Source organism: Arthrobacter sp. NicSoilB11 (genome assembly GCF_019977375.1).
GTDB lineage: Bacteria > Actinomycetota > Actinomycetes > Actinomycetales > Micrococcaceae > Arthrobacter.
The window spans coordinates 134,229-159,160 of record NZ_AP024659.1 but is presented as its reverse complement, the minus strand read 5'-3'; the positions used below and the strand labels follow the sequence as shown (position 1 = coordinate 159,160).

General features: G+C 57.1%; 19 protein-coding genes. 15 read left to right on the top strand and 4 right to left on the bottom strand.

The genetic code is table 11. The features are described 5' to 3' along the window. The first annotated feature begins 56 nt into the window (after positions 1–56). From LDO14_RS21410 to nboR, 9 genes are all read left to right on the top strand, one after another. On the top strand, positions 57–362 hold the full coding sequence (locus LDO14_RS21410; RefSeq protein ID WP_159630007.1) for a Dabb family protein: 306 nt from the start codon (positions 57–59) through the stop codon (positions 360–362). Continuing rightward, the gene (locus tag LDO14_RS21405; RefSeq protein ID WP_159630009.1) at positions 362–1,294 is read left to right on the top strand and encodes a cyclase family protein; all 933 of its coding nucleotides are present in this window, start codon (positions 362–364) and stop codon (positions 1,292–1,294) included. Before LDO14_RS21410 ends, LDO14_RS21405 begins: the two co-directional genes overlap by 1 nt. Then, complete coding sequence (locus LDO14_RS21400) at positions 1,291–2,484, top strand: FAD-dependent monooxygenase (protein ID WP_159630011.1); 1,194 nt, start codon at positions 1,291–1,293, stop codon at positions 2,482–2,484. Before LDO14_RS21405 ends, LDO14_RS21400 begins: the two co-directional genes overlap by 4 nt. Positions 2,485–2,496: 12 nt before the next feature. After that, the gene (locus LDO14_RS21395; RefSeq protein WP_159630013.1) at positions 2,497–3,210 is read left to right on the top strand and encodes an SRPBCC family protein; all 714 of its coding nucleotides are present in this window, start codon (positions 2,497–2,499) and stop codon (positions 3,208–3,210) included. Positions 3,211–3,271: 61 nt separating this feature from the next. Further along, a complete protein-coding gene (locus LDO14_RS21390; RefSeq protein ID WP_236560688.1) occupies positions 3,272–4,096 on the top strand; it encodes a carbon-nitrogen family hydrolase in 825 nt (274 codons plus the stop codon). A 197-nt stretch (positions 4,097–4,293) separates the two neighbouring features. Continuing rightward, positions 4,294–5,187: a MoxR family ATPase gene (locus LDO14_RS21385; protein WP_159630015.1), complete on the top strand. Its 894-nt coding sequence runs from the start codon at positions 4,294–4,296 to the stop codon at positions 5,185–5,187. Between the two features lie 80 nt (positions 5,188–5,267). Beyond that, complete coding sequence (locus tag LDO14_RS21380; RefSeq protein WP_159630017.1) at positions 5,268–6,296, top strand: VWA domain-containing protein; 1,029 nt, start codon at positions 5,268–5,270, stop codon at positions 6,294–6,296. Continuing rightward, positions 6,289–7,422 carry an XdhC family protein gene (locus LDO14_RS21375; RefSeq protein WP_159630019.1) on the top strand — a complete coding sequence of 378 codons (1,134 nt, stop codon included), beginning with the start codon at positions 6,289–6,291 and terminating at the stop codon, positions 7,420–7,422. The genes LDO14_RS21380 and LDO14_RS21375 overlap by 8 nt, the downstream gene beginning before the upstream one ends. Positions 7,423–7,809: 387 nt before the next feature. Then, positions 7,810–8,409 (top strand): nicotine blue oxidoreductase, encoded by a 600-nt coding sequence (gene nboR, locus LDO14_RS21370; RefSeq protein ID WP_159630021.1) that lies wholly within the window; start codon positions 7,810–7,812, stop codon positions 8,407–8,409. Between the two features lie 1,363 nt (positions 8,410–9,772). Here nboR and pmfR read toward each other — a convergent pair. Beyond that, positions 9,773–11,185, bottom strand: coding sequence for a transcciptional activator PmfR (gene pmfR / locus LDO14_RS21365; RefSeq protein ID WP_223917529.1), 1,413 nt, complete (start codon positions 11,183–11,185; stop codon positions 9,773–9,775). Positions 11,186–11,887: 702 nt separating this feature from the next. Here pmfR and LDO14_RS21360 point away from each other — a divergent pair. The 4 genes from LDO14_RS21360 (at position 11,888) to LDO14_RS21345 (ending at position 18,489) form a co-directional block, all read left to right on the top strand. Further along, a complete protein-coding gene (locus LDO14_RS21360; protein WP_159635063.1) occupies positions 11,888–13,216 on the top strand; it encodes an APC family permease in 1,329 nt (442 codons plus the stop codon). A gap of 852 nt (positions 13,217–14,068) precedes the next feature. Beyond that, positions 14,069–14,932, top strand: coding sequence for a formyltetrahydrofolate deformylase (gene purU, locus LDO14_RS21355; protein WP_159630031.1), 864 nt, complete (start codon positions 14,069–14,071; stop codon positions 14,930–14,932). A 56-nt stretch (positions 14,933–14,988) separates the two neighbouring features. Next, positions 14,989–17,463 carry an FAD-dependent oxidoreductase gene (locus tag LDO14_RS21350; RefSeq protein WP_159630033.1) on the top strand — a complete coding sequence of 825 codons (2,475 nt, stop codon included), beginning with the start codon at positions 14,989–14,991 and terminating at the stop codon, positions 17,461–17,463. Between the two features lie 96 nt (positions 17,464–17,559). Further along, positions 17,560–18,489 carry a bifunctional methylenetetrahydrofolate dehydrogenase/methenyltetrahydrofolate cyclohydrolase gene (locus tag LDO14_RS21345; protein ID WP_159630035.1) on the top strand — a complete coding sequence of 310 codons (930 nt, stop codon included), beginning with the start codon at positions 17,560–17,562 and terminating at the stop codon, positions 18,487–18,489. 260 nt (positions 18,490–18,749) lie between these two features. Here LDO14_RS21345 and LDO14_RS21335 read toward each other — a convergent pair whose 3' ends face one another. The 3 genes from LDO14_RS21335 to LDO14_RS21325 form a co-directional block, all read right to left on the bottom strand. Beyond that, complete coding sequence (locus tag LDO14_RS21335) at positions 18,750–18,965, bottom strand: hypothetical protein (protein WP_223917530.1); 216 nt, start codon at positions 18,963–18,965, stop codon at positions 18,750–18,752. Positions 18,966–19,533: 568 nt separating this feature from the next. Then, positions 19,534–20,226 carry a fumarylacetoacetate hydrolase family protein gene (locus tag LDO14_RS21330; RefSeq protein ID WP_236560689.1) on the bottom strand — a complete coding sequence of 231 codons (693 nt, stop codon included), beginning with the start codon at positions 20,224–20,226 and terminating at the stop codon, positions 19,534–19,536. Positions 20,227–20,310: 84 nt separating this feature from the next. Beyond that, on the bottom strand, positions 20,311–21,816 hold the full coding sequence (locus tag LDO14_RS21325; RefSeq protein ID WP_159630043.1) for an NAD-dependent succinate-semialdehyde dehydrogenase: 1,506 nt from the start codon (positions 21,814–21,816) through the stop codon (positions 20,311–20,313). Between the two features lie 884 nt (positions 21,817–22,700). Between LDO14_RS21325 and LDO14_RS21320 the strand changes: the two genes are divergently transcribed. Both LDO14_RS21320 and LDO14_RS21315 read left to right on the top strand, forming a co-directional pair. Then, positions 22,701–23,966 (top strand): NAD(P)/FAD-dependent oxidoreductase, encoded by a 1,266-nt coding sequence (locus LDO14_RS21320; protein WP_159630047.1) that lies wholly within the window; start codon positions 22,701–22,703, stop codon positions 23,964–23,966. Continuing rightward, positions 23,963–24,307, top strand: coding sequence for a cupin domain-containing protein (locus LDO14_RS21315; protein ID WP_159630049.1), 345 nt, complete (start codon positions 23,963–23,965; stop codon positions 24,305–24,307). Before LDO14_RS21320 ends, LDO14_RS21315 begins: the two co-directional genes overlap by 4 nt. The last annotated feature ends 625 nt before the right edge of the window (positions 24,308–24,932 follow it).

Below are 24,932 nucleotides of genomic sequence, written 5' to 3'. Positions count from 1 at the left end.
CGAAACTGAACATACAACCCGGCGGGTAATCCAAGACACACATGAGAGGTCAACTGATGACTAAAGTTCGACACGTATTTGCATGGCGCGTAGCCGAAGGAAGCAACCAGGAGGAGATTGTTGAAATTCTCAACACCCTTCCGCCGCGTCTGGGTTTCATTCAAGGCTGGGAGATCGGCACTCATTCGGGCGACCCTGGCGATAACGGTGCGCCGTGGGATGGTGTCCTGATTTCTGATTTTGCAAGCTGGGCTGATCTGGACAAGTACTCCACCGATCCCTTTCACCTTGAGGTAGTTGCGACACTTATGCCGATGTTCGCGGACAGGGCTGTAGTGGACTACGAAGTTGAGGCGTTCTGATGAGCCAGACTGCTGACGTGAAGGTAGGGATTAGCCCTTGGGGCCCCGACGACGAGAGGGGAGCATTAAACCTCCTCGACGAGTCTGTTCGGGCAGACGTTCTTCAGCGGGCGGACCCCTCGCGGGTTTATGACCTCAGCGTTGACTATTTCGTAGGGATGCCCAGCTTTCAGGGAGCTGGCGATCCCAGCTACCAAATCTTCATGAGCCACACCCCTCAGGGCACGGTGGTGGATAACCTCAACGGTGTCGGCGAGGCTGTCAACAGGCACGTGTGCTACTCCGGAGATGTTGTATTCATGTATACCCACACCGGGACTCACATCGATTCGCTGAACCACTTCGGCGTCGACGGACAGATCTATAACGGGTACAAACCGGAAGAGAATTTGGGCAGTCGGACCTGGACCAAGGGTGGAGCGGAGACGATTCCCCCAATCATCACCCGCGGCGTGTTGCTGGATATTGCTGGCCTAAAGAACGTAGAGTGCCTGCCTGATTCCTACGCCATCACCACTGCAGATATTGAAGAGGCACTGGAAAAAGCGGGCCTCGTATTGCAGAGAGGGGATGTTCCCTTGGTTCGTACCGGACGTATGCGTCATTGGCCGGATGGAACTAAGACTCTTGGAAACCCTCCGGGACTGAGCTTGGATGCTGCCCGCTGGCTTACAAGCCAAAACATTTCTGCAATTGGTGCTGACCAGGAATGCGTGGAGGTAGGCCCGTCGGAGCATGAAGACAACTGGCTTCCCGGGCATACCCACTTCCTTGCGGAAGCAGGTGTGCCCATGGTGGAACTGTTGAACCTGGAGGAACTGGCAGCGGATGGAGTAAAGGAATTTTGCCTGATCGCTGCTCCTATCCGTCTTCGGGGAGCGAGCGGCGCCCCAATGCGTCCGCTCGCCATGGCATTAAGGAAGGACGCATGAGCCCGACAACCGAACGTATTGCGGTAGTTGGAGGTTCGATATCTGGGCTAACGGCAGCGCTGATGCTTCGAGATGCGGGCGTTGAGGTCGATGTCTATGAACGGTCGCCCCAGCCCCTCTCGGGCTTCGGCACTGGCATTGTCGTCCAGCCGGAGCTTGTTCGTTACTTGCTGGAGCAGGGTGTCGAGCTGGACTCGATCAGTGTTCCGTCGTCATCCATGGAATATGTCGACGCACTGACTGGAGAAAGCTTCGGGTCCGTTCCTGCAGACTGGCGCTTCACTAGCTACGACTCGATATACGGAGCGCTTTACGAACTGTTTGGGCCGGAGCGTTACCACACCAGTAAGTGCCTCGTCGGTCTCAACCAGGATTCCGACGCCGTACAGTTGCGCTTTTCAGACGGTACCCAGGCCGAGGCGAACTGGTTGATCGCCGCTGACGGCGGAGCATCAGTAGTTCGCAAACGCCTGCTGGGCATTGAACCGAAGTACGCAGGATACGTCACCTGGCGAGGGGTGCTCCAGCCGGGCGAAGTTTCCGACGATGTGTGGAACTACTTTAACGACAAGTTCACGTATGGGCTTCTGAATGATGGTCACCTCATCGCTTACCCCATTCCGGGCCGGGAAAACTCAGAGTCGCCGCGTTTGAATTTTCAGTGGTATTGGAACGTCCCTGAAGGAGCTGACCTCGACGAACTCATGACGGACGTTCGCGGCATCAGGCTCCCAACGTCTGTCCACAACAACTCACTGAATCCGCACAATCTGCGTCAGTTCCATAGCAAGGGTGAGCGTCTCTTCGCGCCTTTCAGGGACCTCGTACTCAAAGCTTCATCCCCATTTGTGACTGTTGTTGCAGATGCCACTGTCGAGCGCATGGTTCATGGCCGTGTTCTGTTGATTGGAGACGCGGCGGTGACCCCAAGGCCTCACGCTGCTGCGGGTGGAGCTAAAGCCTGTGACGACGCACGTACTCTTGCAGAAGTCTTTACGGAGAACGACAATCTGCAGGAATCCCTGCAGAGGTGGGAAACCAGGCAACTGCAGCAGGGGAACGCCTATCTCCAGAAAGTGAAAAGAATGGCGTCCCGTCTACAGCACGGGGGTAGCTTTGAGCCTGGAAACCCCGACTTCGCATTTGGGCTCCCCGCAGTGGATGAACCATCCGTAGTCAAGAACTTTTAAGGAAAACCGATCATGGAGATGACTAACACTTTCACCGTGCCTGTCCCGCCGGACGAGGCGTGGCCCGTCCTGCTGGACCTGCAGCGAATCGCGCCTATGCTTCCCGGCGCTTCCATCACCAGCGTTGACGGTGATGAGTACGAGGGCAAGGCGAAGATCAAGGTCGGCCCGATTACGGCCGAGTATGTTGGCGTTGCCCGTTTCATTGAGGTCGATGAAAAGGGACGGCGCGCAGTAATCCAAGCTCGTGCCAAGGATGCTCGTGGGCAAGGGAACATGTCCGCGACCATCACCGCACGGCTTGAGCCTGAGGCCAATGGCGCAACCGTCATTGTTCAGACGGAGCTGGACATGACTGGAAAAATCGCTCAGTTCGGGCGAGGTGTGATCAACGAGGCGGCTACGGCCATCCTTGGAGTCTTCGCTCAAAGGTTGGCTGTGGAGATGACTTCAGGAAGCGAGTCCCGGAGCGAAGCATCGACAGAGCTCTCAAAAGCTGACGGAGCCGCAGGAAGGGAACTAAAGCAGCCTGGTCAGGCGGAACCCGAAGAAGCTCTGGACCTCATTAAGCTGGCGAAGGAAACCCGCGCCGCTAAAAAGGGCACTGGCACTCAGGTCGAGGTTCCCGAAGTAGGAAAATGGCTCCCTGCAATTATTTCTGTCGTTGCTGCACTGATTGCAGTCTTCTCGGCAGGTGTTGCGGCCGGAAGCAACCGAAAGTCCTGAATCGATGAATGTTCGTGGATTGGTCCCAAATAGCGGGCAGCTTGACGTCTCAGCTGTTCAGGTGAGCTTTGATTCGACAGAGCTCCTCGAGGACAGGATTTCGCGTACGCAGGACTTGATTTCTGGCATCGACAAAGCGGACCTGATCGTTCTGCCTGAACTCTGGCTTCATGGCGGGTTCTCCTACGACAGCTGGCGAACGAACGCGATCTCGCTGCACAGTGAGGTGTTCACCTTCTTGTCCAAAATGGCCAGGGAAAAAAAGGCCTGGCTGCATGCCGGCTCTTTCATGGTGACGGAGCAAAGCAGTGCCGCTTCTGACATGTGGAATACATCGGTTCTTTTTGACCCTGCAGGATCCATCCGTGCCACCTATAAAAAGATCCATCGATTTGGATTTTCCGACGGAGAGCCAAAGCTGATAGCAGCGGGAGACGAGCCCGTGATCGTGGAGCTGCAGACGGAACGCGCGACGGCCATCACTGGGCTTAGCACATGCTACGATCTTCGTTTTCCTGAGCTGTATCGGCATATCGCAGCGGAGGGTGCGGCGCTAAATGTGGTACCGGCCTGCTGGCCACTTTCGCGAGTTCAGCACTGGCAGACCCTGGGGCGCGCGCGGGCAATCGAGAATCAGACCTTTGTCGTCCAGTGCAACATGACAGGATCTGACCAGAAGGTGGAGTTGGGTGGTCACAGTCAGATCGTGGACGGCAACGGAAATATCTTGGCGCAGGCAGAGAAAGAGGAAACCGTTCTCAAGGCGCGTCTCGATTTCGATTCGTTGAACGATCTGCGCACTTCTTTCCCGGTGCTTAACGACCGGCGGGCAGATATCTGGGTTGCTAAGGGTAAGACTATGGTCGTGAGCAACCTGCAGGAATAGCAAGGGGGCCACTTCGAGCGGTCCGGCTTCGGGGTGTTCTGCCTTGTCGATAGGGCGGGGCATCCCGGAACCGGCTGTTCTTACGTTTGAGTACGACGGTGGACCCTCGTCGACTGCTTGTATGCAGTGTCTGCATAAATTCACATCGCCATAAGCCGCACTCCACGACCTCTAAAACCGACTAGCAAGGCGAAACAATGAGTAACGACAATGTGACCAAACCGGAAAGCCCCGGTGAGATGGCGGCGCGGCTTAAGGCAGTCAACTACTTGGCTGACGAGGGTCTCTCCACCACCGTCTTTCTATCTGTTGCCATGAATAAGCCGTTGCTTGTTGAAGGTGCTCCCGGCACGGGCAAAACCTCCTTGGCTGAAGCTTTAGCTAAGATGCTGGGGATCCCGTTGATCCGACTGCAGTGTTACGAGGGCATCGAATCGACCCAGGCGCTCTACGACTGGGATTTTTCACGTCAGATTCTGTACTTGCGATCACTGGAAGCAGCAAATTCGGCAACGAGTGCGGAGGAACTAGAGCAGTCCCTATACACCGAACGGTTCCTGCTGCCACGACCAATTCTTCGGGCCCTGCAGGGGGGGCCGGCCGTTCTTCTCATCGACGAAGTTGACCGGGCGGACGACGAATTTGAAGCCTTCCTCCTGGAAGTGCTCGCGTCAAACCAAATATCCATACCCGAGTTGGGCACTATCACCGCTACTGTTCCACCCATCGTAATCCTGACCTCCAACCGGACTCGCGAGTTACACGAGGCTCTGAAACGGCGATGCTACTTCCATTGGATCGACCATCCAGAGCCGGCCCGCGAACTGGAAATTATCAGGACCCGGCTGCCCGGCATGGACGAGAAGCTGGCGCAGCAGGTGGTCGACGTGGTTCAGTCCTTGCGCAACGAGGGACGCTTGAGGCGTTCCCCTGGGGTAGCCGAGGCGCTCGACTGGGCCCAGGCTTTGAACCGCCTTGGCGGGCAGGACATCGACGCCGACAGTGCAGGCTTAACTATTGGCGCCCTCTGCAAAGACCAAGACGACAGGGAGCTGATCCTGAGCACCTTGAGAACCATCTTTCCTACCTAACGTGAATGGTGTTGGCGATGCACTCACAAGTAGGGTTGAAAATTTTCTATGGCTTCGTAGGAGCGCTTAGACATGAGGGGATGACCGTAGGGGCAGAACAGGTCGGCCTTTACCTTGAGGCCCTAAACGTTCTGGATCTCCAGCGTCGCAACGAGGTTTTTTGGGCCGGACGCGCTACGTTGTGTAAGAGCAGGTCGGACTTTGAGACTTACGACCGGGCGTTCCGCTTGTGGTTTTCATCCGAGCCTCCGGTACCTGTGCCCCTTTCGGAGAGACAGGAAGCAAGCCTGCCCGACGCAGCAGGCGGCGACAGCCCTCAGCCGGAACTTGAGCAACAGATTGCACTGGCTAGCAGGGATGAATCCCTGCAACACAGAGATGTGGCCCTCATGTCGGCGGAGGAAAAGAGGTACCTTGTAGAGGCCTTTGCTGCTCTGCCTATTAAAGCACCGCTAAGAAGGGCTCGTTACAAGCGGACCCATCGCCACAAGCGCATTGATCCGGCACACACTGTCCGAGACCACCTAAAAAGAGGCGGCGAACCAGGCCAACTGCAGTATCGCTTCCGAACGAAAAAGCCCCGCCGAGTTGTCTTGATTGTGGATGTTTCGGGATCCATGGAAGCCTACGCTGATAGTTTTCTTCGCTTCGGTAATCGGCTTTTAGCCACCAACGCCGACACCACAGAAGTATTTTCCATTGGCACACGCCTGACCAGGGTGACGGCGGCGTTGCAGCACCCGGATCCGGAAGTGGCGCTGTTGGACGCAGGATTCGCTGTGCCGGATTGGTCTGGAGGCACCCGGCTGGGCGAAGCCCTAGAGGCCTTCATCGCCCTCTGGGGACAACACGCAATGCTCAGAGGGTCTGTAGTTGTGATCGCAAGTGATGGCTGGGAACGTGGGGATACCAGAGATCTTGCGCATCAGGTATCCCGTCTCCATCGCCTGGCCCATCGTGTTATCTGGTCCAACCCCCACCGGGGAAAATCTGGATATGAACCTATACAAAGCGGCATTAAGGCCGTTCTCCCGCACATCGATGCCCTGGTCGCGGGCCACACCATGGCTGCTTTCAGGGACCTAGCAGATCGGATAGCAAATGCGTGACGTTATTGAAGCAGTGGCAGAGTGGACGAGGCGCGGAGAAACCTTCGCCCTCGCCACCGTCGTCAGCACGTCTAAATCTGCCCCGCGGCCGGCGGGCGCTGCGATGGCTGTAAGCACCGCTGGGGAAGCCGTCGGCTCAGTTTCCGGGGGCTGCGTTGAAGGAGCTGTTTACCAAATCGCGCAGGATGTCATCGAAGACGGTACCCCTGTTCTGCAACGCTTTGGTTATAGCGACGATGACGCTGTAGCGGTTGGACTAACCTGCGGCGGAATAATCGACGTCTTCGTTGAACGAGTCACCAAGGAAAGTTACCCAGAAATCAGGACGATCGTCCAGGACGTCCAGAACGGTAACCCTGTTGCCACAGCGACCGTCGTCGAACATGACCAGCCTGAAATACTGGGAAAGCGGCTGGCGGTTTGGCCGACCCACGCTGTAGGCAGCCTTGGCAGCAATATGCTGGACCATGCAGTGGCTGACGATGCAAGGGGCCTGCTGGCTTCCGGCGAATCCAAGGTGCTCACCTACGGTCCCCGAGGAGAACGCATGGAAACGGGCGCGAAGGTCTTTGTTTCTTCCTATCAGCCGAAGCCCAGAATGATCATTTTTGGAGCCATCGATTTTGCCGCCGCAGTCGCGCGGGCCGGGTCAATGGTCGGATTTCATGTGACCGTCTGCGATGCCCGCCCAGTATTTGCGACCGCCGCCCGTTTTCCTGGAGCTGACGAGGTGATCGTAGCGTGGCCTCACGTTTACCTTCAGGAACAAGTTTCGGCGGGAAAGGTGGACAACCGAACGGTCATTTGTGTTCTCACCCATGATCACAAGTTCGACGTCCCTGTCCTGGATATCGCTTTGCGGCTGGAAGAAGAATACAGGCCCTCCTACATAGGTGCCATGGGTTCTCGAAAGACACATGAGGACCGACTCAACCGCCTCTTGGAGGCTGGAGTAATGGAGAAGCAGATTGCCGAGCTTCATAGTCCGATCGGACTTGATCTCGGCGGTCGGACACCGGAGGAAACAGCAGTGTCAGTTGTGGCAGAAATAATTGCGAAACGGTGGCAAGGGACTGGCCGCCCTCTGCGCGATTCGGCTGGCGCTGTGCACTCGGACCCGGCCTAGCCATGCCGCACCTAAAAGAGTCGGCTACGCAACCTTTTGAAGACACCCGACAGTGGCAGGCGTTGGTGGCAACCAAGGCCGTGGTGGTTTCAAAGTCAGCGGAAGACCGCACACCCAGCAGACTTGACGAAGGCCAGCTACTTGATTTGGAAATGCTAGGGGAGGGCGACCGGATCCAGGTAATTGAAGATTACACGTCACGCTACTCCGGCGTCGTGGAAACGAGTGCTCCTTCCCTTGGGATTATCTGGATCCGCTTAGAAGGGCTGGGGGAGAGAAAGCTAATCCTTTGCACTGACTATAGGCTGCGTCAGAATCGCACCAGGCAATGGGACCTGACAGTTTTTTCATGCGGCGCATAGGAACCCCCCGCAGGAGGACAGGGATTTGGCGCGGGTAACGGGCTTATTGCTGGCAGCCGGCGCCGGAACACGTCTTGGGCGTGGTCCTAAGGCACTCCTGCCGTACCGCGGCCGCACTCTGGTTGAGGCAGCCGCTCACACGCTGCGTGCCGGCGGATGTCAGGAGGTTGTGGTTGTTCTTGGAGCGGATGCACAAGCGGTTAGCGCCGAAGCAGACCTTGAACCGTATCGGGTGGTGGTGAACTCCCACTGGTCCTCAGGTATGGGAAGTTCCTACCTTGCCGGTGATGCCGAAGCACATCCAAATAACCACCTCCTCGTAGCTCTGGTAGATCAGCCAGGGCTTACCGTCGCCATTGTTCATCGGTTACTCCTCTCCCATCGGCCGAGGCGCATTACTTCGGCTGCGTATCGCGCCATGGAAAACGATGGAGTGCTCCGTAGGGGTCACCCCATGGTGATCGATGCGCAACTCAGGTCAGCGGTGGCTAGCACTGTTAGCGGGGATGCGGGGGCTCGGGTTTTCTTGCAGCGGAAACCGTGGCTCGTAGACCTTGTCGATTGCAGTGATGAATCCACTGGCGAGGACATCGACACCATAGAGCAGATGAATCGCCTGTTGTAGGTCAAGGTGCTGCAACCCATGTTCGGTAGGTACTTTGGCGTTGGGAGAGCACGCCTGAGTCGGTGAAGTAAGGAAGTTCTTGCGTGGCATTACTACCGCTGTTGGATTGGTTGCTTGTGGCCCTATTTGGCCGTAGAGAGACTTGGTCTGGGCCAGCTTCGAGCGATGACCAATGGAGCTGGCTGGGATTGATGACCGGCCTACCGGCTGCTGCTAGCGGGCTTTGCCAGTCAAATACAAAGGGTCGAAGAGCTGCTGCCGAAACGGAAAGGGCGCCAGTGGAGATTACTTGTGCCCACGGGGGACTCGAATACCCTCGACAGGATGCATCGCAGTGAGAGCGCCCGCCTCTGCTCCAGCCGTGAAGTATTTTCGGTCCTGACCGGTCAAAGGAGCAAGTTAGTTGTGGCGAGGTGCCGATATCGGAATTGACAGGTCCTGGATAACCTTCTCTGAACATAGCAGCCGCGGGCCCTTGCCGCTTCTAGCTAGAAGCAAGTCCCGCGAAACGAATCATGTGCCTCCTCAGCCTGCAGGTGAAAGGCTATCATCTTCGACGCCAAGGGCGTCCGCAGCGTCCGCGACATCCACCCCGGTAAGTGCTGATCATTCTCCGGCGGCGCCTGCAGTTTGGACAAATCGAGGACCAGCGAAAAACGACGCGACCTAACTGCAGTCCCTCGCTTCGCAACTTCATTTGCACACGTGTCAAACGGGATGTACCTCTGGCTAGAGGGCGCATGTATAGTATCGGCGGCGTTGCGCGGGCGTGTTGAATACCGTTACGCACAGCACAGCCCCTTGCCTGCCCTTCCCCGACACATCAATCGGTCTCCGGAATGTTGCAAAATCTGCACGGATGCTCTTCGCAACCAGAACCGGCAGGCTCAAGTGAAAGGTAAGGGTGCCATCCCAGGCTGGGGACGGAGCTGACCGGTTTTGTGATGTGTCCGGCCGGAACTGTTGCTGTCATTATCGGACCTTTCTGTTCCTCAAGCCCAGGTTCTCGTGGACGAGAGGGTAAGGGGAGGGCTTAACTACAGGGACTTGACCTGCGCAAGAACAGGTATCAACCCATAGAAAGGTGCAAGTAAATTGGGTTACGGTTCTTGTTGCGCAGGGGTTGCCGTATCTCATGAAACCAACGACAACCCCTGTTCATCGAAGTTAGACGTTCCGGCGGCGGCAGTCATGATACCGAAAGCCAAAATTATGAGCGCTTTTTGTGTGATTCCTAGGACTCCCAGTGGGAACTGTTGATTTCAAAGGCAGAGGTTATGGATCGTAACTACCGGGAAGGGACGCCAACCTTGGTACGGCTCTCTTCCAGAAAAGCAGCTGGAATCGCACTTGACAGTAGGGTTCAGTCGGATTTGGACGAGTAGGACGGCCAGGCTTGAAACGCGAGCCAGAAGGCCGAAAAATCCGCTGAAGAAGCGATGTCTCGCCCTGTGACCTCTTTGATTCTGGTCAATCTGTAAGACAAGGTTTGACGGTGGATTCCGAGAGCGGCTGCCGTTTCATTCCAGCTGCGGTCGTGGGCAAGGAAGGCGAAAAGTGTTTCACGCAGAGCAGTCGATTTAGGATCTGCAGCCGCAAGCCCACCCAGCACTTGTTGAACAATGGCGCAAGCTTCCTTTTTGGAACGAGTAAGCAGCGATACAGGGACTCCGACGAAATCGGTCCATTGGTCGTTCGTCCCACCGGATGAAAAAACCTTTGCGGCCTCATCGGCAGCTGCTTTAGCATCCCGCAGGTCAAGGTAAGTTGACGATGCTCCGGCCCGGATGTCGAGGCGGCGGAGCAGCTGCCTGACCTCATTTCGGCTCTGCTCGGGCATTAGGACAAAAAACGAATTGCCTCCGGAGCCAGCCAGGATTGGCAGTGACTTGATGGAGGCGGCTCGGGCGACCTTGTTGCCGTCCTCTGCTGCCACTGCAACAAATTGATATCCCAGTGAAGTGCCGCCCGGGCCAAGCAGGGTCTCCAAGCCTTCCGGGCTCCGCCCTTCCAGGACGGACGCTAGCATTTGCGCGGAGCGTTCCGCACGGCGTCGAAGAGTCCTTAAAAGTTGACTCAAGGCGACATCCACCACTTGCAGGACGTGGATTAGCAGGAAACTGCTGACCTCCTCCCCGGGGTATTCCAAAATCATGAGCCGGGAGTCATTGTCCCCCGGGAGCGCATAGGTGCGTTCACGTGCCAAAGAGAGCATGGATTCCAGCGGTGTGCCCTCCACAATTGGGAGCCCTGTTTGCTCATCCAAGACTCTGAGCCCAGCCCTAAGAAGCGCCTGCAAATCATTCATCATCCGTACCGGATCAGTACGGGCGTAGGTGGACAACTGGTAGAGCTTGCTGAGCTTGAGTACTTGCATGGTTTGGGTAGTGGCCGTAGCAGCAGCAACTGTTCGCCCGATTGCGGCGAAGGGAGTGGCATCGTTCGTAAGAAGCACAGGAAAGGAGCGTTTCTCTGCTTCTTCGTATAGTTCCTGCGTGAGAGGGGGAAGACTTGGGTGATCCCCGAAGGCAACACCGGCAAGGCCGGCCTCGTCAAGCTTGCCAATAAAAGTCCGTTGTTCCTCGGCACTTCGTGGAACGCACAAACCCACGGTCATCAGTAACTCATGCGGACCGAGCCAGCGGTCGGGGTCACTCAACTCACAGCTATGCGCCCAGAGAACTTGCCGGTCAAGGCCGCCCGCGCCGGCAATTACCTTCGTACCCAGACTTTGGGCAGTAACAAGATCCCTGACCGTCAGCATTTGCTGTTCCATACGTGCATCTTAGTACTGGTGGATGAGGGAAGAATTAGTACTAAAGAACGAAGGCAGCCCACAATTTGTTCACTAGCCCAATTTCGGACCCCGGGAGCGGCTGCGTAATGTGTGGCCTTTGTAAGGGGAGTTAACGAATGACTTCGGCGGATCGACTCCCCTCATGGCTCGACTCCCAAAGCTGTGCTGAACGGTTCTGAGCCCCCCCTGGGAGCACCCTAGCGAGGACGTGACGCTTCTTTAAGCGATCCCTGCGTATCGATCGTCGAGGTTGACCGGCGGCTTCACTTGGTTTCTCCGTGAGGCGGGAGGGCGGTGCTCTCATTCGTGCGAGAACAGCAAGACTCAACCCCTTCTGGATAGCATCCTGCCGAAAGGCTGGGCCAGTTGGTGAGGCGCTGAAAAAATACCGGCGAACGACTCGGGCTGAACAAACAGATCAGTCGTGAACCAACCGCGTCGAAGTCACTATCGAGTAGGTGTAAGGACGCATCTTCTCACCCGCTGCCTTAACAAGGTTCTAAAGAAAATTACACTTACGCGTCGTAGCCGCTCCGTGGCCTCGACTCACCTGAAAGGCGTACAGCTTTGCAAACTTCTTGTGAAAACGCAGGAGCATCAGCAGGCGGTGGTTACGGCCCACCGACTCAAGATACAGCCCACGCAGATCTGCAGTTAGGGCACCTTACCGGCTCGCAGGTGATGGGACTTTCAATATCGTCCTTCATCCCCGCTGTCGGTCTTTCAGCAGTGCCAGCGTTTCTCGCCTCTTACACAGGGCGTTCCTCGTGGTTAGCGATGGCCGCTTCCGTCGTGGCTTTCACAATCATCGGGCTTTTTATCACCGTGTTCGCGCGACGGTATATCGGGACGGGGTCTCTCTATTCGTATATTCGCCACGTGTTCGGCTCGTGGAGTCCGCTCATTATCGCGGCAGCCATGGTGCCCGGTTACATAGTTGTAGTTATGGTTCTGGTCGTATCGCTGGGCCTGTATATCGGAAGTTTCCTCATGTCCGTGGGCCTGCCTAGCGCAGCAGGACCGGACACTCAGTTGGTTATCTATGTCCTGGCCGCGCTGGTGGCCATGGGTATCGCCTATCGTGGCTTGGATGTGTCCGTCCGGGCCAGCGTAATCCTCACAGTCGTTTCCGTACCGGTCATGTTGACTATCACCGTAGCAACCGCCTTCGCAGGAAATATCGATTTGCTGGGGCAAGCTAGCCTCAGCGATTTCACCTTCAACAGTTTCCTCCAAGGTTTAGCAATAGGTTCGACATTCTTCATCGGCTTCGAAAGCAGCGCAGCCCTTGGCGCTGAAACCCGAAACCCGACCCGCGCTATTCCTCGGGCGATCATGGTGGTTCCCCTCGTCCTCGGCACGGCCTTCCTTGCTGCCACAGTGATCCAGGTACCCACCCTTGTCGATTCCGCTGATCAACTTGCCCTTGGTGTCTCACCGAATGCGGTACTAGCTGAAGCAGCAGGGGTAGGCCTTTTGTCGAACATCAGTGACCTGGTACTTGCCGCTGCCGTCTTCGCCAGCCTCATCGGCTTCTTCAACTACGGATCGCGAGTTGTTGTCAGTGCTGCTTCAGACGGGCTCCTACCTTCTGCATTAACCAGGGTCAGCAAGCGCCACAAGAGTCCAGTGGCGGCTATTGGCTTCCTTGGAATTCCTTCGCTTGTTGGTCCCCCAGTGATGCTATGGCTAACATCAGCCGCGCCGCTGGAAATATATGGTTATATCGCTACGTTGTTGGTCTACTTCTGGGTAATTCCATACTTCCTCATCTGCATCGGCGGTGCGGTGTTGTTGAACCGCACCGGCCCTAGGAAGTCCGTTCTGGTCAACATTGGAGCTGTCCTGGCATCGGCTACTGTCCTTTGGCTTTACGTCAATGGAATCTTGTACCCCGTGGCGGGGCCGCTGAGCGCACTGCCTTATGTAATGATCGGGACGGTTGCCGTGTTCCTCATCGGCTTTGTGGCGTCCGTCCGGATTAAGAGGAAGACTGCGGTTTCCACGTAGGGGCCTCATTTGCACTACTAACTGCAGGCAGGCCACGGCGCTTTGCTTCAACTGCGGCGACGGGCAGCACTCTCCGAAATTGCCCCAAAGCCTAGAGGCTCCCGTCCAGTCCCCCTGGGCGGGAGCCTTTTCATTGCAACATCGCTCGTGATTCATATGGGCGGTGTACGGAGGCCTGCGATCTGCCGCATGGTCGATTACGTCTCAGAATCCGTCTTGACAGTTGCGCCACGCAATCCGCCACGGATGTAGAAGCCTTCATGAATCCGGCAGCCCGACCAACCTGGGCTGGCACGAGCGGTTTTATGGAAGCAGTTGCTATTCGGTCATTCCGCGCCATAGACGGTCGCGCGTCGTGCCCTCCCTGTTTGGGGAAGCCGACTGCCAACGATTTCAGGAGAACAGCACAAGGTGACTCGGTTTGGTGCCTGTGAGCATTTGGGCCAAGCCGGCTCCTTCGACCAGGTAATCGCGTGGCTCTGGCAGGCGGTGACGCCAGGTGTCAGCTGTGGGGCGCTAGTCTCGGTGTAGCGGGGCGACGGCAGCACGGCTCGCCAAGGGCCCCTATGCGCGTCGCCGACACCGGCGCAGTGTGGGCGTGACTAGGCATACGGTGAGGCCAGCACCCACACGTGCACAGAAAGCTCCCGCTTTCTCAGTTGTCAGCCTTCTGGAGTATGAAAACTATGATCTTTTCATACAAATACTGCATGGTCGCGCCGAATTTTGGGCCGTATGGTCGAGGCAGGATGCAGGTGCAGATGGCAGGGCTAAGCCTAGTTTTAGGCACTGTCCAAACCGTCCCTCCCCGCACGGGCACCCCAACGAACTAAATCTCCCAATAGGAGTCCTATGGAAAACGCCCAATTCCGCCAAGTAATTCTTTCACTCAGTTGCAGAGACAGGATTGGAATCGTTCATGCTGTCTCTGGGTTCCTGGTATCCCACGGCTGCAATATTCTTGCCAGTCAGCAGTTCGACGACAACGCAGAAGACAGATTCTTCATGCGCGTGCAGGTGTCCTGCCCAGCGGCCCTATCCGTTGGCGACCTGAAAAAAGCTTTTCTCGCTCTGGCCTCCACATTCGAGATGGAGTGGACGCTGGTTGATGCCGCCGATCGGCCCAAGGTTGCATTGCTCGTTTCCAAAGCTGAGCATTGCCTCAACGACTTACTCTTCCGTTGGCGCTCCGGACAACTTAAGGTGGATTTTCCGTTCATCGCCTCAAACCATACAACTCTCCAGCAAGTTGCAGACGCTCATGGCATCCCGTTCTTCCACATTCCAGTGACACCGGAAACCAAGCAAGAAGCAGAGGAAAAGCTCCTGGCTCTCCTGGCAGAACATCACGTGGATCTAACCGTTTTAGCCCGGTATATGCAGGTGCTCAGCGACGACCTTTGCCGCGAACTTTTCGGCAAGGCCATCAATATCCACCATTCATTTCTTCCCGGATTTAAGGGCGCCAAGCCCTACCACCAAGCATTTGACCGCGGGGTAAAGCTCGTCGGGGCGACGGCACACTATGTCACGGCCGAACTGGACGAGGGACCCATCATTGAGCAGGAAGTCCTCCGCGTCGGACATGAATACAGCCCAGCTCAACTAGCAGTGACAGGTCAGGACGCAGAGCGACTAGCACTGTCCCGGGCTGTTCAGTGGCACGCCGAACAGCGAATCCTCCTAAACGGCCACCGCACCGTCGTTTTCAAATAAGCACAACCATCCCGTGCCTGGGTCGTGCACTGACCTGAGCAGAAAAGAGGCCCCTAATGGACAGGCTTGTCGACCGCACAATCAGCGCGACGATGTTTACGGATACTTCTCACGACCCAATGCCGACGCACGTGCGGACAGTTGTGGTCGGTGGGGGAATCATAGGTGCAAGTATTGCCTATCATCTTGCAGCTGCAGGTGAGAACGACACTCTGCTCTTGGAAAGCAATGTCCTGGGCAGCGGCACGTCTTGGCATGCGGCAGGACTGGTCACAGGAGCCCGCGGCACCACGACTATGACGAAACTGGCCAAGTACGGTTTGGACTTTTACAGCCAGCTCGAGCAGATGTCAGGTCTGGACGTTTCATTTCAACGTTCCGGTTCCCTTAGCGTTGCGCGGACCGCTGGCCGCGTTGATGAGCTTCTATATGCAAAGGACGTGGCCGACCAGCAGGGGATACGGACTGAATGGCTGAGTCAGGACCGTTACGAGGAATTGTGGCCCCTGGCCTCCTCCTCAGGAGTCGCCGGAGCGCTCCTGCTACCTGACGATGGTCATATCAATCCCGGACACGCAACAGTGGCTCTCGCTAAACTCGCGTACGGCCTGGGGACCCAAATACGCGAAAACGTATCCGTCCAAAAAATCCTTCGCCAGGGTGATCTCGTCGTCGGCGTGCTCACGGACCAAGGAATCGTACACTGCGATCGATTGATTCTGGCATGCGGTTTGTGGACTCGGGATCTCGCGGCCACTGCCGATGTGAAGGTCCCCTTGTACGCTGCCGAACACATCCATGTCCGATCCGCAGAGATTGACGGGGCTGTCGCTGAACTGCCCGTATATCGGGACCTAGACAACAGCTACTACATCCGTCACGAGGCAGGGAGGCTCCTGGTCGGTGCATTTGAGCCTGACGGGCTTCCAAGGCCGCTTAAGGAAATCCCATCCAGCGGTTTCGCCGAGTTCGGGCCGGAATGGGAACACTTCGCTCCGATTAGAGCCAAGGCCGAAGCGGTAGTGCCGGCTCTTGCTTCAGCGGGATTCGATCGATTTCTGAATGCCCCGGAGAGCTTCACTCCGGATGCCAACTTTGCCGTGGGCGAAACCTCAGAACTTTCTAACCTCTTCGTCGCAGCGGGTTTCAACTCTCAGGGCATCATCTTTGCTCCCGGCATCGGCAAGGAGTTGGCCGAGTGGGTCATTTCAGGAACGCCCGGCTTTGACTCATCCTCGGTCGACGTACAGCGCTTCGCGGAACACCAAAACAATCGCAAGTATCTTAATGCACGAACCAAAGAGGGCCTGGGACGGCTGTACGCAATGCACTGGCCGAACCTCCAAATGGAGACGGGCCGCAACGTTCGTCGAACGCCCCTTCACGGGCGTCTGGCTGAGCTCGGTGCCTGCTTTGGTGAAGTAAACGGCGGCGAACGGGCGAACTGGTACGGGGACCCAGGAACGTCTCCCAATTATGACTACAGCTATGGACGTCCGACCTGGTTCGACCGCGTAGCCGAGGAGCATGAAGCGGCGCGTGAGGGTGTGGTCCTTTTCGATCTGAGTCCATTCGCGAAGTTCGAAGTTGCGGGCCCTGATGCCCTCGAAGTTTGTCAGATGGCAGCAACAGCAGACGTCGACGTTGAGACTGATAAAGCCGTCTATACGCTCTTCTTGAATGATCGAGCGGGAATCGAACTGGACGGAACCATCACTCGTCTCGGCCGTGACCGGTTCCTGATCGTTACGCCATCGTTCACGCAGCAAAAGACGGCCGCATACCTCAAACGAGTCGCACGGGGAAAAGCAGCCGCAGTGTTTGACTGCACGGCGGCTCTGGCAACCATCGGAGTCATGGGGCCCAAGAGCCGAGAACTTCTTAGCAGGGTTTCCCCAGAGGACTGGTCCGACGGGGCACAGAAATACACCCACGGACGCATGGTCGAAATTGCCGATGGCTATGCCTATAGTCTCCGCGTTAGCTTTGTTGGCGAATTAGGCTACGAGTTGTATCCGAGCGCCGATATAGCAGTGAACGTACTGGATGCGCTGTGGGAAGCAGGGCAGGATCTGGGAGTGAAAATGGCCGGCTATCACGCATTGGATTCACTGCGCAGCGAGAAGGGATTCAGGCACTTGGGCCACGATATCGGGCCTATCGATGATCCGTATTCGGCAGGCCTTCGTTTCACGATCTCCATGGACAAACCGGGAGGCTTCGTGGGCAGGGACGCCCTCCTGAAGCTCGATCCTGCAGCGCCTGACCATCGGACAGTGTATGTGGCCTTGGAAGATCCGGATCCAGTGTTCGTACATGACGAGACGGTCTACTGCAACGGCCTTCCCGTGGGACGCATGACGAGCGGCAGCTATGGCCACACCTTGGGACGAGCAGTCGGAATTGCCGCTATTGACCCTGGCGTAGACCTCTCGGGTGACTTTGAGGTCAAGTGTAAGGGACAGAATTACCCCGCGAAGGTCTCCCGGCGGCCGTTTTACGATCCCAAGGGCGAACGACTCCGCGGGTAGAGCCGCGTCCTTCAAAATCCCCTGAGATGAACTCAGATGTCGACAGGGCGGCTTATGGACAGCCGGAGTCTCACACGATCATTGAATGGAAGGCCCATGGCTAAGGACGCGATGCAAAAACCGGAGGGCCAATTGGCGAACACTGGCAAAATCCTTGACGGCAAGGCAACAGCTCTTGTCGTAAAAACTGATCTCGCAAGTCGCGTTGCAGCGTTAAAGGACCTTGGCAAGACGGTTGGGTTGGGTACAGTTCTCGTCGGCGATGATCCGGCAAGCCATTCATACGTGGCGGGGAAGCACAGAGATTGTGCTGAAGTGGGAATTGCATCCATTCGTAGGGATTTACCGTCCACAATTTCTCAAGGGGAATTGGAGAGCGTACTGGATGAGCTGAATGAAGATAGCCGAACCACAGGCTACATAGTTCAGCTGCCGTTGCCCCCGCACATCGACCAAAACGCTGTCTTGGAAAGGATAGCCCCTCAAAAAGATGCTGACGGTCTCCATCCGATCAACCTTGGAAGACTCGTACTGAACGTCAGCGGGGATCTTACTTCTCCTCTGCCCTGCACCCCTAACGCAATCGTGGAGCTGCTGACCAGACACGGGATCTCTCTCAATGGTTTGGAGGTGCTTGTCGTCGGTCGTGGAGTGACAGTTGGTAGGCCCCTGGGTCTGCTGCTAACACGGCGCGCGTGCAATGCAACTGTCACTTCAGCCCATACCGGATCCGTTGATCTGCCTAAGCTGCTTAAGCGTGCAGATGTTGTCGTGGCCGCAGCCGGGGTACCGGGTATGGTGCAAGGCAAAAACCTCAAACAGGGGTCAATCGTCTTAGACGTCGGAGTATCGCGGAACACTGATGCCAGCACCGGCAAGGCCGTCCTTAACGGAGACGTTGCTGCCGACACTTTGCGTGTTGCCTCCTGGATCTCGCCCAATCCCGGCGGAGTGGGTCCTATGACGCGGGCGATGCTCCTTGCCAACGTTGTTGAGGCGGCCGAACGGGACCTTCTTCTTAAATGAAATTTCGGAACGCGTGCGGGACGGTGGCGGTTCGGGCAGTTCGTTGCGAATCACGTTGGCGAAGCCGCGGAACGGATCAAGCGCCAAGGTTTTGATGCCTGCCGTAAATTCCCCTCCCTGTTCTTTGAGCCAGTCCGTGTAGGCCTTACCGGAACGGCCCGGAACAAGGTCCAGCAACTTGGCGTGGACCACACCTTGGGGTCGCGGACGTGATCCATGACCCTGGTGTCCATACCAGCGCCAGGTGGTCCGGTATGGGATCAGACGGGCTCGTCAACGCCGAGAGCGTCCACTCCTGTCAGCCTGCCGGCCGTTGTGATCCGCCGGGCGGCTTCTGCCTTGATGGCGTCCCAGGCAGTGTGCCAGGAGACGCGGAGCTGGTGGGCCAGGGCGGAGACCGAGGTGTCGAAACGCTGCAGGCCGTCGGCCGCCCATGTCACGGTCCTGGCAGTGAGTTCTGCCCGGGGCCAGGCCAACTCGTGCTCTTCGGTGAACGCGGTTCTTGGGCGATCCGGGTCCGGGCACCGCCAGACTCGCTTGGCCCGGAGCAGTCGCACCGGACGGCCGAAACACGGGTGTCATGGAGCCGGACGGTCGGCGGCCATGCCCGATCGCGACGATGCCGCAGTCCGGACTGCCACTGACAGTTTGTGCTGTCTCCACGCGCAGAACCAGGCCGGTCCCGGCCGCTGTGACAGAGCAGACGTGGATACCTTCCACATCAAGAAGGGCGTCGGCCCGCTCGCACCGCCCGGGCAGGAAGTAGCATTGGGCATAGCAGGGTCACTTTGTTATTTGGAAGCTTGGTCGCTGCCAATTCAAAGTTGCACCTGAGCTCTCGCCTCCGCACCATGCCGCAGCGTCATCAGAACACACTCCCGGCACTGGCGTCAGAGGTCCCAACCACGCTCATCTGTGAAGGACCAGTAATGTGCCCGGAGCGAGTAGTACTGTTTGGGCACCTTGATCAAGGCCAATGCTAGGCGTTGACACTTCCCGGGCCTGTCTCTGACCGTCCGTTCGTTGAGTGGCCCTTTATGGCGCTCAGGTGACAGGACTGGTTAAAGTGCCTATTCCCCCGAGGCTGATTTGAACGCGATCTCCCCGGCTAATAGCAGCGAATGTCCCCGGTGCACCCGTCATCACGATGTCGCCAGGCTCAAGAGCCGTCCAACGGGTGACGTATACGAGGCAGTCCAGCACGCTCGTGGGTAGGTTGAAGGACCCGGAGTCGGCTACAACTCGGCCGTTCACGCGGACAGTGATGCTGACTTTGTCAGGATCACTGATTTCTGTTTCAATCCAGGGTCCAAGAGGTGTGTAATTTACCCCGGCTTTGGCTTGGAAAAGTTTCTCGTCGACAAGTCCCTGGTCCGCGTTTGTGACATCGTTTGCAATCGTGTAACCCAGCACATAGTCCATCGCAGATTCGGCAGTTAATCCGACAGTGCTTTTGCGAATAACTACTGCCAGCTCCCCCTCAGCGTGTACTGCACCTGCGTCTTGAACCGGGTGAATATGATCACCCGGGTTCGCAAGCGTATGGACTGATTTGTGCCATGCCTGCACGGGGAGCGGATGTTTTTTCCCCGGGGGGTTGTGACTCATTCCAATGAGCACGGAGGGAAGAACGGGAACAAGTAGCTTCGCCCCTTCCGCAGGCGTAACTTGACCTGTAAAGGATATGACCTTGGCAAACGGGTCAGTCAGGTGGTGCCACTTGCCGTCCCGCAGCACTGCATGCTGAGGGCCTGCGTTCGTTTGTATCCTAGCGAGCCGCATTATCCACTCGTTCCGTCGGCCAGTGACGCCGGCAGTCGTTTAGTTCTCATACGGGTCGTTGATGCCGATGTACTGGGTGGTGGTGTATTCGGCGATGCCTTCGGTGCCGCCTTCGCGGCCGAGGCCGGATTGTTTGACGCCGCCGAAGGGGGCTGCGGCGTTGGAGATGATGCCCGCGTTGAACCCGACCATCCCGAACTCGACTTGTTCCGCTACGCGGAGGAGGCGGTTGAAGTCTCGGCTGTAGAGGTAGGCCGCCAGCCCGTATTCTGAAGCGTTGGCCAGTTCGATGGCGTCCTGTTCAGTGGTGAAAGTGGTGACCGGCGCGACAGGACCAAAAATTTCTTGGCTGAGGATCGCCGCATTGTTAGGGACATCGGCAAGGACAGTGGGCTGGTAGAAGTAGCCTGGCCCCTCCGCGGGGCCCCCACCGACCAAGGCGACGGCCCCGGCATCGATGGCAGCTTTGACGAGGGCGTGGACGTCGTCGCGGGCACCGTCGTCAATCAGCGGGCCGACCTGGGAAGTAAGGTCAGTGCCGCGGCCGGTGGTGAGGGCGCCCATCGCGCCTGCAAACTTCCGAGTGAATTCCTGAGCCACGGATTCGTGGACGAGGAACCGGTTTGCAGCGGTGCAGGCCTCACCCATATTCCGCATCTTCGCCGCCATGGCACCTTCTACAGCTTTGTCCAAATCTGCATCTTCAAACACGATAAACGGCGCGTTGCCGCCCAATTCCATTGAAGTCCGCAGGACATTTTGCGATGCCTCTGCCATAAGGCGCCTGCCGACGGGAGTGGACCCCGTGAACGAAAGTTTCCGCAGGCGCGAATCTTTCAGCAGCGGTCCAGATATCTCTGAAGCCGATGATGAAGAAACAACGTTCAAAACCCCGGCGGGAAGACCGGCCTCCATCATGGTTCGGGCGAAAAGTTGTGAAGTCAGGGGTGTCAGCTTGGCGGGCTTGAGAACCATCGTGCAGCCAGCGGCGATTGCGGGAGCAACCTTTCGCGTAGCCATCGCCAAGGGGAAATTCCACGGGGTTATCAGCAGGCATGGTCCTACGGGTTTGTGCTGGACCAGGATTTTGTTCTTGCCCTCGGGGGTGGTGAGATAACGGCCATAGTCCCGCACGGTTTCCTCGGAGAACCACCGCAGAAATTCAGCCCCGTAAGCGACCTCTCCCCGGGCTTCCGCGAGTGGCTTGCCCATTTCCAACGTCATCAACAGCGCGAAGTCCTCCGATCGTGCTGTTACTAAGTCAAAAGCACGGCGTAAAATCTCGGAGCGCACTCGGGGAGCGGTCCGCGCCCACGAGGCTTGCGCCTCGCAAGCTGCGTCCAAAGCGGCAACAGCATCCTCGCTAGTGGCGGAAGCCAGAGTGGTCAGGACCTCCCCGGTAGCAGGATCACGCACATCGAACGTGCCGCCGTCGGACGCGTCGAGCCACTGGCCGCCAATCAGCAAGCCCGTCGGCACAGACGCGAGCAGAGATGCTTCGCGCTCTTGGGGAGTGGTGGGCAGCACAGCTGATTCAACGGTCATTTGTAGTCCTCAAGAGATTGATTTGTAAGCGATGATTGCCCTGCGGGCACTGCACATGGCGCGGAGGGAGATTAATTCACGAAAGACGTGAGTCTGCGGCCAAGGTGCGCGGAGCGAGACAATCGGGGCCGCGTGCATAAAAAGGCCTTCACGCTCGGAGGTAACCAGTGAGCGTTAGATGTGCGGTAAATATCCAATGTTGTTTCTCCACAGATCCCGTTCGACGGTAGTCCTTGGCGTAATGTCCGTCGAAAGACGGACACTGAACGTTTTTTGATCATGACGCGTGACAACAATCCCGTGATTTGAAGTGTGGAGCGCGTGCACCATTGCCTCGTTGACCACGGCGCTGAGTCGTTCTTCCATCTCATATCGATGATCTACGGTGATGACCTTGTTGTAAGAGCCTATGTGCGCTGCCATGCCAAGGTTTCCTTCCGAAGCGGTTCGCGAGTTTCCGACCAGGCAATCTTTCAGACATGAGAGCGCTTCTTGTGGGATCTGTTGTTTCAGTATGAACTCGAGCAACAGTTCACGGCCCTACGCCTGTAGCAGTGAGTATGAAGCCGCGAAGGGTGGTCCGCAAACAGTTCTTGCGGATGACTTCGGTGCATATTTTGTACTTGAGTCTGAATTATGTCTTCCCTGCGCCTGTAAGAACTGTCTGCAGGACAACCGTATTCTTTTGTCTTTAAGCTCCGCGGCCGCTCTTGTCCCTAGAGGTTTCGTGCCAGGACTACGCAAGAACTGTCCAAGAGTACAAAAACGGCAGTTATTTCTCGCTTTCGCACGATTTTCACGGTGAACCAAGCGGCCTAGCCTGAGGTGGAAGCAGCAGATGCAATCTGTCTGCGCCCCTGAACAAACGAAAAGGAGATGGCTGTATGGGCCGCATAGGGATTCTTGGTGCCGGCCTGGCTGGGCTGGCAGCTGCTACAAAACTTGCCGAAGCCGGAGAGCACGTCACAGTATTCGAAGCCCGCGACCGCCCCGGCGGTCGGGTGTGGTCCGAAACGCTTGACACGTCAACCGGCTGTTATGTCATAGAACGAGGTGCGGAATTCGTTCTTGACGGCTATACCTCAATGCGACGGTTGCTTTCCCAGTTCGGGCTTCGCTTGGTTGATACTGGCATGAGCTACTACGTTCGTGAGCCCGGCGACGTGCCTGACATCACTTGTGATGACATTATTCGTACCGGGCGGGAAGCGCTGCAACTAGCCAGTAGCAGCGGCCTCCAAGGGACCGCCGAAGCGCTGCTGGCCGACCTGCCCGACGAGCCGGAACTAGTGGACGCCCTTCGTGCCCGCATAGAGATCTCGACGGCGGTGAGCGCATCAGAGGTTACGGCGAAATCCTTGCAGCATATTGCATCGTTCGAACCCAAACCCAGCTGGCGAGTGGCTGGCGGCAATCAGCAGCTGCCCGACGCCATGGCAGGTGCACTTGGGGATGCAGTCCGCTATGGCGAAACCGTGAAAGCGGTTGAGAACATTAGTGACGGGGGCGTTCTCGTCACCACTGATGGCGGCACTTCGGTTTTTGATGCCGTAGTTGTCGCTCTTCCACTGGCCGTAGTCCGCCACCCCCAGGTGACACTGCCCACGAACGAAGCGCGCGACTCAGCCTTGAAGTACGTTCTTCAAGGTCATGCTGCAAAACTGCACCTCCCTTTGGAAACTCAGCCCACCACAAGTGCTGTCATGTCGGTGGAAGGCCGCTACTGGACTTGGACGGCCACTGATGAATCGGGGGGAGTGGTCCCAGTCCTAAACGCCTTTATGGGTTCCTCATCAGCAATATCCCGCGCCAACCTTACGCAACACCCGGAGGAGTGGGTTGCTAAGGCGCGAGCACTCCGGTCCGATCTCACCATCCCAGAGGACGCTTCCGCGCTGACCACTATATGGTCTCAAGATCCGCTGGCTGGTGGGGCATATGCCGCCCACGCCCCAGGTGTAACGGCCGCTGGAACGGCTCTCTTGGAGAAACCGGTTGGAGATGTTTTCTGGGCCGGCGAATATAGCGAACCGGAATTTGTTGGCCTAATGGAAGGAGCTATACGCAGCGGCGAGCGGGCAGCAGGACGTATCATTCAGCGCCTTCAAGCACGTTCGCGCAACTCAGATTCCGAAAGAACCAAAGCATGAGCACCGTACTTAACGCTTCTTCAGCGCACTGGCCAAAACCGGTCCCGGTTGCTTCCGAACGAATCATCCAGGGGACACCCGCCGCGAGCACTGTCGTGTTATTCACCGATGACAAAACGGAACTTGGGTTGTGGCGGGTCAGCCCTGGTGAGTTCACCACCGTCCATCAGGGATACGAGGAATTTATAAGCGTTCTCGAAGGAGAAGGCCAACTGACTCATGATGACGGCTCGCTGATCACGCTCAAACCCGGAACAGTCCTAATTCTTGAAAACGGTTGGAGCGGTCGATGGAGCATCGACAGCACTCTTGTTAAGTCCTATGCCACAGTTCGAGTGTGAACCAGCAAACGGGCAAGCACGCATCCCGGAAGGCTTTTACACCCGGGCCAAAGCGAAAGACGTTTACATCCATCGTTCTACAGAAGGTCTAGACGTGAACAAGCACTCGTCACACCCGTTCAGTCCCAGGTTTTGCCCCATGCGGTCAACCGAGCATCGCGCGCTTTACTTCCGAGATCGGCTGTTCGCGGCCGGCTGCATGTCCGCGGAGAAATCCAGCGACGCGGACCTTCCTGCGTCACTCTCGTGGACGCCCGCTGCAAATCGCAGTCCGGAAGTGCACGATCTTCTTCCCTGGCTCGGGTGGGTCACCGAATAAACCGGCCTCCGGACAAGTCTGGTCACAGTCTCCGCATATAACTAAAGCTTGCCCAGGATGACCTCGAGTTCAACGAAATCCCCATCAAGAATCTCCCGCTCTATAGCTATGACTACGACGCCGATTTCTCCCCGGAATGCCTGGCGCTGAAGCGTGCTATCGAAGCATCCGACGGTATGCCGGGGGTCATATATTGCCAGTGGTGCGTACAGGCGAGGACTGCGATGTCGCCTCGACATGCACGAATACATATGTTAGCGGCCATGAAAAACTGCCCATAGGCGGCCACGAAAATGCCCACTGACG

What these genes read in the sequence shown, in the direction of transcription:
- LDO14_RS21345 (WP_159630035.1), top strand. Translation starts at nt 17,560, where the DNA reads ATGGCTAAGGACGCGATGCAAAAACCGGAGGGCCAATTGGCGAACACT.
- LDO14_RS21405 (WP_159630009.1), top strand. Translation starts at nt 362, where the DNA reads ATGAGCCAGACTGCTGACGTGAAGGTAGGGATTAGCCCTTGGGGCCCC.
- pmfR (WP_223917529.1), bottom strand. Translation starts at nt 11,185, where the DNA reads ATGGAACAGCAAATGCTGACGGTCAGGGATCTTGTTACTGCCCAAAGT.
- purU (WP_159630031.1), top strand. Translation starts at nt 14,069, where the DNA reads ATGGAAAACGCCCAATTCCGCCAAGTAATTCTTTCACTCAGTTGCAGA.
- LDO14_RS21395 (WP_159630013.1), top strand. Translation starts at nt 2,497, where the DNA reads ATGGAGATGACTAACACTTTCACCGTGCCTGTCCCGCCGGACGAGGCG.
- LDO14_RS21375 (WP_159630019.1), top strand. Translation starts at nt 6,289, where the DNA reads ATGCGTGACGTTATTGAAGCAGTGGCAGAGTGGACGAGGCGCGGAGAA.
- LDO14_RS21400 (WP_159630011.1), top strand. Translation starts at nt 1,291, where the DNA reads ATGAGCCCGACAACCGAACGTATTGCGGTAGTTGGAGGTTCGATATCT.
- LDO14_RS21325 (WP_159630043.1), bottom strand. Translation starts at nt 21,816, where the DNA reads ATGACCGTTGAATCAGCTGTGCTGCCCACCACTCCCCAAGAGCGCGAA.
- LDO14_RS21385 (WP_159630015.1), top strand. Translation starts at nt 4,294, where the DNA reads ATGAGTAACGACAATGTGACCAAACCGGAAAGCCCCGGTGAGATGGCG.
- LDO14_RS21315 (WP_159630049.1), top strand. Translation starts at nt 23,963, where the DNA reads ATGAGCACCGTACTTAACGCTTCTTCAGCGCACTGGCCAAAACCGGTC.
- LDO14_RS21320 (WP_159630047.1), top strand. Translation starts at nt 22,701, where the DNA reads ATGGGCCGCATAGGGATTCTTGGTGCCGGCCTGGCTGGGCTGGCAGCT.
- LDO14_RS21410 (WP_159630007.1), top strand. Translation starts at nt 57, where the DNA reads ATGACTAAAGTTCGACACGTATTTGCATGGCGCGTAGCCGAAGGAAGC.
- LDO14_RS21380 (WP_159630017.1), top strand. Translation starts at nt 5,268, where the DNA reads ATGACCGTAGGGGCAGAACAGGTCGGCCTTTACCTTGAGGCCCTAAAC.
- LDO14_RS21360 (WP_159635063.1), top strand. Translation starts at nt 11,888, where the DNA reads ATGGGACTTTCAATATCGTCCTTCATCCCCGCTGTCGGTCTTTCAGCA.
- LDO14_RS21350 (WP_159630033.1), top strand. Translation starts at nt 14,989, where the DNA reads ATGGACAGGCTTGTCGACCGCACAATCAGCGCGACGATGTTTACGGAT.